The sequence below is a fragment of the Leptospira adleri genome, assembly GCF_002811985.1.
Classification (GTDB): Bacteria; Spirochaetota; Leptospiria; order Leptospirales; family Leptospiraceae; genus Leptospira; species Leptospira adleri.
On the sequence record NZ_NPDU01000108.1, the window covers coordinates 1 to 11079 of the forward strand.

General features: G+C 46.2%; 11 protein-coding genes. 10 read left to right on the forward strand and 1 reads right to left on the reverse strand.

Features of this window, described 5'->3' with window-relative positions:
- A partial coding sequence (gene carA, locus CH376_RS22650; RefSeq protein ID WP_100788470.1) for a glutamine-hydrolyzing carbamoyl-phosphate synthase small subunit occupies window positions 1-966 on the reverse strand: 966 nt, incomplete at its 3' end.
- A 133-nt stretch (window positions 967-1099) separates the two neighbouring features.
- Between carA and thrS the strand changes: the two genes are divergently transcribed.
- The 10 genes from thrS to cheB all read left to right on the forward strand — a co-directional run.
- Window positions 1100-3016, forward strand: coding sequence for a threonine--tRNA ligase (thrS, locus tag CH376_RS22655; RefSeq protein ID WP_100785931.1), 1917 nt, complete (start codon window positions 1100-1102; stop codon window positions 3014-3016).
- 481 nt (window positions 3017-3497) lie between these two features.
- Entirely contained in the window at window positions 3498-4037 is a 540-nt protein-coding gene (gene infC, locus CH376_RS22665) for a translation initiation factor IF-3 (protein WP_069606589.1), read from the forward strand.
- A 29-nt stretch (window positions 4038-4066) separates the two neighbouring features.
- A complete protein-coding gene (gene rpmI / locus CH376_RS22670) occupies window positions 4067-4270 on the forward strand; it encodes a 50S ribosomal protein L35 (protein ID WP_002765180.1) in 204 nt (67 codons plus the stop codon).
- Entirely contained in the window at window positions 4270-4623 is a 354-nt protein-coding gene (gene rplT, locus CH376_RS22675; protein WP_069606590.1) for a 50S ribosomal protein L20, read from the forward strand. Before rpmI ends, rplT begins: the two co-directional genes overlap by 1 nt.
- An 87-nt stretch (window positions 4624-4710) precedes the next feature.
- On the forward strand, window positions 4711-5394 hold the full coding sequence (locus CH376_RS22680) for a coiled-coil domain-containing protein (RefSeq protein WP_100785933.1): 684 nt from the start codon (window positions 4711-4713) through the stop codon (window positions 5392-5394).
- Between the two features lie 8 nt (window positions 5395-5402).
- Window positions 5403-5717 carry a cell division protein ZapA gene (locus CH376_RS22685; protein ID WP_100785934.1) on the forward strand — a complete coding sequence of 105 codons (315 nt, stop codon included), beginning with the start codon at window positions 5403-5405 and terminating at the stop codon, window positions 5715-5717.
- Between the two features lie 42 nt (window positions 5718-5759).
- The gene (locus CH376_RS22690) at window positions 5760-6290 is read left to right on the forward strand and encodes a 5-formyltetrahydrofolate cyclo-ligase (protein WP_100785935.1); all 531 of its coding nucleotides are present in this window, start codon (window positions 5760-5762) and stop codon (window positions 6288-6290) included.
- Between the two features lie 151 nt (window positions 6291-6441).
- Complete coding sequence (locus tag CH376_RS22695; protein WP_100785936.1) at window positions 6442-6936, forward strand: chemotaxis protein CheW; 495 nt, start codon at window positions 6442-6444, stop codon at window positions 6934-6936.
- Window positions 6936-10172 carry a chemotaxis protein CheW gene (locus CH376_RS22700; protein ID WP_100785937.1) on the forward strand — a complete coding sequence of 1079 codons (3237 nt, stop codon included), beginning with the start codon at window positions 6936-6938 and terminating at the stop codon, window positions 10170-10172. Before CH376_RS22695 ends, CH376_RS22700 begins: the two co-directional genes overlap by 1 nt.
- A 5-nt stretch (window positions 10173-10177) precedes the next feature.
- Window positions 10178-11079 (forward strand): chemotaxis-specific protein-glutamate methyltransferase CheB (gene cheB / locus CH376_RS22705; protein WP_100788472.1); only part of this gene is annotated, 902 nt, incomplete at its 3' end.

Genomic DNA, 11079 nt, shown 5'->3' on the forward strand with positions numbered 1-11079 from the left:
AATTCCTTCCACGGTGTTGTCGTTTAAGTTGAGAAAGGAAACCGGTTCTTCCACTTTGTGATCGTCGATGACCGCAAAACCGTGGTTCTGCGACGTGATCTCCACTTTTTTCGTCGATACATTCTGAACGGGTTGGTTTCCGCCTCTGTGCCCGAACTTCATCTTTTCCGTTTTTTTGCCGAGAGAAAGACCGATGATCTGATGTCCTAGGCAGATTCCAAAAAGGGGATATCCTTTTTCCATGATCTTCTTCGTCGCCTCGATTGCGTAATCCAAAGGCGCCGGATCTCCGGGGCCGTTGGAAAGAAAGAATGCGTCCGTTCCTTCTTTCATAATATCCTCCGCCTTCGTAAGCGCGGGATAAACCGTCACCGCAAATCCTGTCGCGTCGAGTAGGCGAAGAATGTTCGTCTTCACTCCGTAATCGTAAACCGCGAGTTTGTATTTTTTTCCGGTATGAGTTCCGAAGATATATTTGCTCGGAGTCGTTACGACCTTTGCAAGATCCGCGTTGATGATTCCTGGAAAGGATTTTACCTTCTCCAAAAACGAGGGGGAATATTCCGGTGCGATAAAAATTCCCCCGTTCGGCGATCCGTTCGTTCTTATAAAACGGGTCAGCTTTCTCGTATCGATTCCTTGGATTCCGGGAATCTTATATTCTTTTAAGAATTGGGAAAGTGTTTTCTGAGATTTAAAATTCGAAGGACGATCCACGTATTCTTTTACGATCAGGCCGCTCGCCTGGATCTTGGAAGATTCCATATTGTCCGGGTGGATTCCGTAATTTCCGATCATCGGATAGGTGAGCGTGATGATCTGATTGCAATAGGAAGGATCCGTTAGGATCTCTTGGTAGCCCGCCAAGGAAGTGTTAAAGACAACCTCTCCGACGGATTCCGCTTCATAACCGAAGGATTCTCCCTCGATGACCGTACCATTATCGAGAACCAAGAACGCTTTCATCTCTTACAGCGTCGATAGTGGTTCGGGCATAGTCAAGGTTTTTCCCCCGCAAATGCAAATCGGTTGAAAAATATGTCCGATTTTCGCGAATGGAAAAGGGGAAACCTCAATTTAGTTCCTGGAAAATAAAAGAATGTATAGGCTGACACTGCCCGATCAATCCGTTAAGGAAATCGCCGAAGGTTCTACCTTTCGCGACTTCATCGAAAAAGAATTACCGTTCTTAAAAAACAAAGCGCTCGCTGTACGCCTCAACGGCACGGATATCCAGGACTTATCCCGAACGGTGACAACGGACGCTGCGATCGAAGTTTTGACTTATTCGGAAAAAGACGGTTGGGAAACCTTTCAACATTCCGCAGCGCATTTGTTAGGAATGGCGGTTCAGAATTTATATAAGAATGCCAATCTCACGGTAGGTCCGGTGATCGAAAACGGTCCGGGATATTTCTATTACGACATCGATTTTGCCGGGACCGTCATTACGCCGGAAGATCTTCCTAAGATCGAAGCCGAGATGGAAAAAATCGTAAAGGCGGATCATTCGGTTTGGAGAAAAGTCGTTCCTAAAAAGGAAGCGATCGAAACGTTTCAAAAACTCGGTGAAAAATATAAAATCGAAATCATCGATCAGATTCCCGGAGAAGAAGTTTCCATCTACGGGATGGGAGAATGGTTCGATCTTTGTCGCGGACCTCACGTTCCGAATTCCGGAATATTAAAGTCTTTTAAACTGACCGCGATCTCGGGCGCGTATTGGAAAGCAAACAAAGACAACGCGATGCTCACTCGTATCTACGGAGTTGCGTTTCCTTCCAAAAAAGAATTGGATCAGTATCTTTTTCAGATCGAAGAAGCAAAAAAAAGAGATCATAGAAAGATCGGAAAAGAGATGGATCTTTTTTCATTTCAGAAAGAAGGTCCGGGATTTCCTTTCTGGCATCCGAAGGGAACGATCCTTTGGAATTCTCTCGCGGAATATCTCAGAGGAGAATGTAACAAAAGGGGATATCAGGAAATCAAAACTCCCGCAGTCCTTTCTTCCGAACTTTGGAAAAAATCGGGTCACTGGGATAACTTTCACGAGAACATGTATTTCACGGATATCGACGAGGAAGACTACGCGCTCAAGCCGATGAACTGTCCCGGGTGTTCTCTCATCTACAAACATCATCTTCATTCTTATCGCGAACTTCCGCTTCGTTTTGCGGAATTCGGAAGCGTACATCGTCACGAGTTGCACGGAGTTCTTCACGGACTTTTCAGAGTGAGAGCTTTCACACAAGACGATTCTCATATCTACGCGCCTTTGGAATTTTTGGAATCAGAGGTGATGGATATCATCGACTTTACGTTTACCGTATATAAGAAATTTGGATTTTCGGAATTTAAGACCTTCATCGCAACGAGACCGGAAAAGTCCCAAGGAAGGGACGAAGACTGGGAATACGCGACCAACAGTCTCAAAGCCTCTCTTGAAAAAAGAGGAATTCCTTACGCGATCAAAGAAGGCGAAGGCGCTTTTTACGGACCCAAGATCGAATTCAATATCAAGGATTCGATCGGAAGGCTCTGGCAGTGCGGAACGATTCAAGTGGACTTCTCCATGCCTGAAAGATTCGATCTGGATTATACGGACAGCGACGGTCAGAAAAAAAGACCGGTTATGATTCACAGAGCGATCTACGGTTCTTTGGAAAGATTCATCGGGATTCTTATCGAGCATTATGAAGGAAAATTTCCTCTCTGGATTTCTCCCAATCAGGTAAGAATTTTGACCGTTACCGAAAAAGTGACCGACTACGCGAAGGACGTCTATCGCGAGTTAGTCGACGCGGGGATCCGAGTAGAACTAGATACGAGAAATGAAAAAATCGGCGCGAAGATCCGGGATTCCATTTTGAAAAAAGCGAACTATCTCCTCGTCTTAGGGGAAAAAGAATTGGAATCGGGAACGATCGCGGTTCGAAAGCTCGGCCAGGAGGAAACGAAAACTCTCACTCGAACCGGTTTTATTTCCAATCTTTTGGAGGAAATCAAGGCGAGCTGAGTTTTAATACAAAAACTCGATGCAAAAGAGAACCTTCTGTGTGAGTTCCTACTTTTGCGGAAAGAATCGGACCGCCGATGATTGAAGGAACTTCATATTCGCCGGGCCCGCCGGATACGGTGCTTTTTTGTGAGAGCGAAAAGTATGAGTTCCTACTTTTCCGGGGGGCTTTACTTTTGAAAAAGTAGGAACTCATACTTTTTCAAAAGTTTCACTGCGAAGGCCCTTTCGAAAGCCCGACTTCTCGGATTCCGAAAGGGGCAATTCCTAAAGACTTTGAATGGAATTGGAGATTTCCATTTCGCTGATAGAAAAACCGCCCGAGCGGGCGAACTCGTCGGAGAAAAATCGCGAATTGCTATGGGAACCGGAGCTTTCGGAAAATCAGCTTGAAATAAAGCCCGATTCACCCGAAATAGAGTCAAAAATCGCTTGAAAACAGGCCTAAGAATAAAATCTTGGAAATCTAGCCGGAGAATGAATGCAGAGGAAACCGAGTCAAAAGTCAGCAACTGATAAGCTTTTCAATCATAGGATCAATGAGAAAATCACTGGCGTATCCAGGGTTCGTTTGGTTTCGGATGACGGGGTTGAAATCGTCACTTTTGATGAAGCGCTTCGAAAAGCACGGGAAGAAAATTTGGATCTCGTGGAAGTTTCCGGAGATCAAGAAGTTCATGTTTGCAAGATCATTGACTATGGTAAGTATAAATTCGAGTTACTCAAAAAGAGTAAAGAAGCTAAGAAAAAACAACACGTAATCAACGTAAAAGAAATTAAGATCCGTCCTCGGATCGAAAGCCATGATTACGATATCAAAAAGAAACACGCACAAGAGTTTCTGAGTAAGGGAGACAAAGTAAAAGTCAGTCTCCGTTTTCGCGGCCGTGAGATGATGCACTCCGACCTCGGGATGAAAGTTGTTTATAGAATGGTGGAAGACCTGAAAGAATTCGGAGCCGCGGAAAGAGATCCGATTCAAGACGGTAAACAGATCGTTGTAATTATTAATCCGAAATAATTCCGGAAATAGAATCGAAGGTAGAGAAGATGCCAAAGTTGAAGACGAACAGAGCCGCTGCGAAGCGCTTCAAGTTCACCAAGAACAACAAAATCAAACGCAAGAGTATGAATACCCGTCACATCTTGACCAAAAAAGGACCGAAAAGAAGAAGACGTCTTCGCGGTTTGACCCTGGTCAACAACTCTGACTGGAAATCAATCGTCAGATTAATGCCTTACGGAGTAAGATAATGCCTAGAGCAGTCAACGGAACTATCCACAAAAACAGAAGAAGAAGAGTCCTAAAGGACGCCAAAGGATTCCGCGGCGCTCGTTCTAAACTTTACAGAACGGCAAAAAGTGCGGTGATGAAAGCGGGCCAATGGGCCTATCGCGACCGCAAAGCAAAGAAAAGAGATTTTCGTAAACTTTGGATCATCAGAATTAACGCAGCTGCGAGAGAAAATGGTTTGTCTTATTCCGTATTCATGAATTCCCTTAAAAAACTGGGAATCGATATGAATCGCAAATCCCTTGCAGAGCTGGCTTTTAGCGACCGGGAAGTCTTCAACGCCCTGGTTGAGAAAATCAAAGTAGCCGGATAATCAATCCTGCTTGACCAGAATCGTCAGCCCTGTAAGTTTACAGGGCTTTTTCTGTTTTCAGAGAACGTTTTTTAAGGAGAATCAGGTATGCTCACTATGGAGACCATTGAAGAATTAGAAAGCAAGGTCATTAAGGCCCTAGAACTCATCAGTGATCTTCGCGCTGAGAATGGTCGCTTAGAATCCGAAAACGAAACTCTTCGAGCAGAAAACGACCAGATGAAACTGGCGATGGAAGAGAAAGAAAAAGAACTTTCCTCCCTCCGGGCTCAACTCCAGAAAACCACCACAGAACTCAATGAACTCAAAGAAAGGGAACAAAAACTAGAAGGAAAAATCAATCAGCTCTTAGGCCGATTGGATTCTCTTCCTCAAGGGGGAAGCGGAGGAGCGACAGCTTCTTCCGCGTCGACGCCTTCCTCATCCGGTGCGGCTCCGATTGCGGCCGCAACAACTGCGGCGGCTGCCGCTACGGCGTCTAACGTTGAAAAGGAAAGCGCTTCCGCGGAAGACGAGTTCGGCGAAGACGACGAAATTATTCTTTTGGATGAAGAAGACGACGATATTTCCCTGATTACCGAAGTTCCCGATAAAGACGAGGACGTGATTGAAATCTCCGAGGACGACGAAACCGTGGAGGATTTTTCACCGCTCGCGTCCGGAGACGATGACGACGATATTATCATAGAAGACGATGACGACGCGATCAGCGTATTCGACGCAGACGAAGACGACGACTTTCTGATCATCGAAGACGATCCTAAATCCTGAGTTGGTCGATGGAGCCCCGCAGGGTAAAAGTCAGAATCCTCGGTGAGGAATATACGATCCTCGGCGAAACCGGAGAAGACTATATCCAAAGCCTCGCCGATCAAGTCGATCGGAAGCTCAGAGAATTGGGCGCGGGGATGCCGGGAGCTTCTCGGCAAAAATTAGCCATTTTAGCCGCGCTGAACTTTGCGGACGAGCTTCAACAAGCGAAAGAAATCAAAGACGATTCTTCCTCATCCGTTACCTCGGGGACCGGGGAGATCGAAGAAAAAACCCGCAAGCTAATTACGATGTTGGAAGAAGGAATCATCGGAGACCTTTGATTCTTCCGTTTTTTTGAAAATAGATCCTTTAGAAATTCTCCTTTGAAATTACAATCCAGAAACGCACTCAGAACCCTGCTTACCCTTTTGGAAGAAAGGGAACAGAAAGATCGTGAAATTCTCCGAATGTTAAAAGAAGTTACCGCCGGAGCCAAGAAGATCATCGCTTATTCTCCCGATAAATGGGAAGTGAAAGTGGATCCGATGGCGCTCGGATGGAATTCTTCCGATAAGGAAATTTATTTCCCGAAGATGATGGATCAAAAATTGGATTTTATTCTTCCGGAAACCTGGGAATCCGGACCTTTCGGAATTACCGAACCAAAGGGAACAAAGACATTGGATTTCCACGAAGCGGATCTGATTGTCGTACCTGCCTTAGGTTACGATGATCTTGGATACCGTCTTGGACGAGGCGCGGGCTTTTACGACAGAACTCTTTACGACGTGAACCCGAGTAAATTGATCGGGCTTACATACGAAGAACTCTTCCCCGCGCACTTCGACAAAGAAGAGCACGACATAAGAGTAGGTCGCGTCATAACGGAGAAAAAAATCTATCAAATCGTCTGAAAAAGCGGTAAAATACTGTCTATTTCCAGATACGGTGAAGAATTTTTAGGTTTAGAGATTTCATTCGTTCGAAATTTCTTGAAAAACAAATCGCACTCTGTTTTATATATTGATCCTGGATTTTGCATGGAGAACCATCTGGTAAACAATCATGGCCTCATTTGATAACCGACAATACCTCGAATCCTTGGAAGCGGATAAAACCACTGAGTCCCAAAAAGAATATTTAACGTTCAACGTGGAACAGGAGATTTTCGGAATCGATATTTTGAAGATTCACGAGATTCTAAAACCGGTTCCCATCACAAGAATTCCGAACGGAGAAGATTATATTTTGGGAGTGATTAATCTTCGGGGAGAGATCATTCCGATATTAGATCTGAAACAGGTTTTCGGAATCGGTTACAGCGAAATCATTCCTTCGACTCGGATCATCGTCGTCGTACACGAAGAAAAACGCGCGGGAATTCTCGTAGATACTGTGAAACAAGTAGTGAAGATTCAACAGGATAAAATCAGTCAGGCGACGGACGACCTGACTCTCAATTACAGTTCCTTGATCGAATCGGTCAGCCAGGCGGACAATACTCTGATACTCAATTTGAATCTTTCCGTCCTGATCCACTTTGAACAGGAGGCAAACTAATGGCCGGAATTCTCGGAGAATACACTGAGCTTTTTTTAGAAGAATCCGAAGATCAAATCGAAGAGCTGAACGCGAACCTTCTCAGACTCGAAGCGGATCATAAAAATCTTTCGATCATCAACGATATTTTCCGCGCCGCGCATTCCTTAAAAAGTTCGGCGGCCTTTGTCGGTCTTTATAATCTTTCCGATCTTTCCCACAAAATGGAGAACCTTCTTCAACTCGCGAGAGACGGAAAAATAGACGTTAAACTTCCTCTCGTAAATCTTCTCTTTCAGTGTTTTGATCTCATCAAGTTTGTGATTCGCAACGTAGCCGAGGGAAAAAAAATCGACACTCCGTTTACGGAGATGATTCAAAAACTGGACGTTTACGAAAAAGATCCCGCGTCTTTTATCGGAGTCGCAAAAGCTCCGGCTACGCCACCTCCACCGGTAGAAATAAAACAACCCGAGTCCGTTTCGGAAACTCCCGCTCCTGTCGCGACTCCGACTTCCGCTCCTGCGTCCGCGGTGCGCGGAAGTTCTTCCAACTCTTTGGATATTCAGTTGGAAGCGGAAGAAGCGAGAGAGCTCGAGGAAGAAATCCGCAAGTCCGGAAAATGTCTGAAGATCTCCGTGACCTTGGGAAAAGATTCTCCGATGAAAGGTCTTCGTTTTTCGTTGATTCTTCAGAACTTAAAAAATCTCGGAGTCGTTTACAAATCCGTTCCGGATCTGGAAGAATTGGAAAAGGGAATCGACGTCGCTTCGATCGCGCTCCTATTCTTATCTTCCGAATCGATCGAGCAGATTCGTCACGCGGCGAACGTCGACATGGTGGAATTTCTCGACGTCCAAGAATACGTTCCCGTGGTTCAGGAAGAAACTTCGGTCGCCAGCTTCAAGATGGACGACGATATGGCCGCGTCCGAATCCAGAGTCACGTTAAAAAGTATCAAAGTATCCTCCGATAAACTCGATCAACTCATGAACAACGTGGGCGAGTTGATCATCACAAATTCGGGATTTCAAAGAATCTACGACGACCTTGTCCGTATCTTCGGCGAAGATCAGTTGTTCAACGACCTCAAGTCCAGAATCGATCTCATCAATCGTATTTCCAAAGAACTTCAATCCGGAATCATGAACATTCGTATGGTTCAGATCTCCACGGTCTTCAGAAGATTTTCGAGACTCGTCCGGGATCTTTCTCTGGAAACCGGTAAAAAAGTAAACTTGGTTCTGAACGGAGAATCTACCGAACTCGACAAAAAGGTCATCGACGCGTTAGGCGAACCCTTGCTTCACCTTCTTCGTAACTCCGTCGATCACGGAATCGAAACTCCGGCGGAAAGATTGGCCGCAGGGAAATCGGAAGTCGGAACCGTGGAACTCAATTCCTACCAAGGCGGAAGCAATATTATGGTCGAGATCCGGGACGACGGTCGCGGTTTGGACTCCGACAAAATTCTTCGCAAAGCGATCGAGAAAGGACTCATCGGTGCGACTGAAGCCGGCAATCTCACGGAACAGGATATCTTCCAGTTTATCTTTCAAGCCGGATTCTCCACCGCGGATAAGATCACCGATATTTCGGGCCGCGGCGTAGGCATGAACGTAGTCAACAATCTCATTCAGGAATTCAAAGGGAAGATTCTTATCAACAGCACGAAGGGGCAGGGAACTTCCTTTGTTCTCTCCTTTCCGCAGGCGCTCGCGATCATTCCTTCCATCCTTGTCCTTATGGAAGAAGAAGTGTACGCGTTTCCTCTTTCCGAAGTCAACGAGACGATCAAGATTCACAACGATCAGATTACGACCCTCGAAGGAAACGAAATCATCAATCTTCGCGGAGAAGTCCTCCCGATCTACAGACTCAATCGTATCATCGGGCTTCAGGACAAAACCGATCGGGAAGAATTTCCGGTTGTCATCGTTCAATATAAGGGTAGAAAGCTCGGCTTTATGGTCGACGAACTCGTCGGAAAACACGAGACCGTCATCAAATCCCTCGAGAAGAATTTTAAAAACGTCCACGGTCTTACCGGAGCCTCCATCATGGGAGACGGAACGATCATCATGGTCTTGGACATTCCCGGAATCGTGGAAATCGCTTCGGAACTCGAAGACTCGGACACTGTCGTTCACTATCATCTCGAAACGATGCAAAGAATCAGCTCGATTCATTCCGCGGATCGGGAGGAAGAACTCTATATTCAAAAAACGACGAATCCTACGAACGTCTACAATCACAAACTTCACGAGATCACGAACCGCGAACGTCTGAAAAAGAAAAAGACCGAAAGATCTCGAGACACAAAACGTGTCGTCGTGGAAAAAGAAGAGGTCTATCGCGAAGAGAAGGAATTGGCGGCGGCTCTCAGCGTGGAAATGAAAGCTCCGGTCGAAAGACAGATTCCTTCCTCGAACGATTCGGATTCTCCCGCGACTCCTATGGCTCCTACGATCACTTCCTATTCTTCCGATTCTCCGTCCGCTCCGAAAAAACCGTTCGTAACTTCCGAAGAGGAATACCGTTCCCATATCACGGACATCGCCCTCGACCAATCTGCGAGCGCCGAGGAACAAAAACGCGCGAAGGCGATCATCGACAGCTTCTTATCTCAGAAAAAAGAAAGAACGATGTCGGTCGGTCCTTCCAAAGATTTCAAGGGCGCGCTTTCCAAAGAAGAACTCAAAAAATTGGAGAACGTCGTCAACACCGGAATGATGAACGCAGGTATGGTTCTTTCTCAACTTCTGAAAAAGAACATCGATCTTTTTATTCCGGAAATCATCATGAACGATCGCGACGGTCTCGCGGAAGAGATTCGTTTTTCAGAAGACCATTTTTACGGTTTGAAAATCCGTATGAACGGGGATCTCAACGGAAATCTCCTCATGATGTTCTCCCGAGAAAACGCGGGCAATCTCGCAAGGGAACTCCTCGGCTCCGAGCCGATTCCAGGAGAAGGCCTGAACGACGACGCAAAGTCGGTTTTGAGTGAAATCTCGAACATCGTTTGTTCTTCCGTCATGAACTCGATCTCGAATAAGGCGAAAGCGACCGTGATGCCTTCGGTTCCCGAATTTTTAGAAGGAACCTTTATGCAGGTTCTGGACGTCGTTAAACCGGAAAGAACAAAATTTTTAAGTATGCTCACCGAATTCAATCACGAAGGGAACGACCTTTTGGGAGTTCTTCTTTTCCTTCCGGACTTTGACGAACTGATCGAGTTGCTTCCGAGGTTCTGATTCAAATGATACCCAGCCCGGTTCGCGCGGTCATTGTGGACGATTCTCTCCTGGTGAGAAACATCATCTCCGATCAGATTCAGAAAGATTCAAAGATTGCAGTCGTCGCCACCGGTAAAACCGGAGTCGATTGTATCGAACTCGCGCAAAAATTACATCCCGACATCATCATCCTCGACGTCGAAATGCCCGTCATGGACGGCCTCACGGCTTTGAACGAACTTCAAAAAAAGAAGATGGGAATTCCGGTGATCATGCTCTCGGTTTTGACTCAAAACGGAGCCGACGCTACGTTCAAAGCGCTCGAATACGGTGCCATCGATTTTGTTCCGAAGCCTTCGAGCGCGTTTCAATTCGATCCCGAAGAAATCGGAAATATTCTCAAAGCAAAAATTCTCGCGTATTTTGAAAGTAAGGTTCAAATCCCTTCTCACGCCGGAATCAAAAGAGTTCCGATCACAACTCTTCCTTCCGACGGAAGCGCCGGAAAAAAATCTCCGGTGCACGCGATCTGCATCGGAACTTCCACCGGCGGTCCTCGCGCCTTGCAGGAAGTTTTTTCAAGAATTCCCGAAGATATTTCTCTTCCGATTCTTGTAGTTCAACATATGCCCGCCGGTTTTACGAAAGCGTTTGCGATGAGACTCAACGATCACTCCAAGATTAAAGTGAAAGAAGCGGAAGACGGAGAACCGATCGAAGCCGGGACCGGTTACGTCGCGCCGGGAGACTCGCATCTTTCGATTCAATCGCGCGCTGGGAGGAAATGGATTGCCCTGAACAGGGAAGCTCCCGTAAATGGACACAGACCTTCCATTGAAGTTCTCCTAAACAGCGCGGTAGAAGAATACAAGAGCGGCATCATCGGTGTGATCATGACCGGGATGGGCAAGGACGGATCTGCGGC

Coding starts and splice junctions, on each gene's coding strand:
- thrS (WP_100785931.1), top strand. CDS start 1,100: ATGTATAGGCTGACACTGCCCGATCAATCCGTTAAGGAAATCGCCGAA.
- infC (WP_069606589.1), top strand. CDS start 3,498: ATGCAGAGGAAACCGAGTCAAAAGTCAGCAACTGATAAGCTTTTCAAT.
- rpmI (WP_002765180.1), top strand. CDS start 4,067: ATGCCAAAGTTGAAGACGAACAGAGCCGCTGCGAAGCGCTTCAAGTTC.
- rplT (WP_069606590.1), top strand. CDS start 4,270: ATGCCTAGAGCAGTCAACGGAACTATCCACAAAAACAGAAGAAGAAGA.
- CH376_RS22680 (WP_100785933.1), top strand. CDS start 4,711: ATGCTCACTATGGAGACCATTGAAGAATTAGAAAGCAAGGTCATTAAG.
- CH376_RS22685 (WP_100785934.1), top strand. CDS start 5,403: ATGGAGCCCCGCAGGGTAAAAGTCAGAATCCTCGGTGAGGAATATACG.
- CH376_RS22695 (WP_100785936.1), top strand. CDS start 6,442: ATGGCCTCATTTGATAACCGACAATACCTCGAATCCTTGGAAGCGGAT.
- CH376_RS22700 (WP_100785937.1), top strand. CDS start 6,936: ATGGCCGGAATTCTCGGAGAATACACTGAGCTTTTTTTAGAAGAATCC.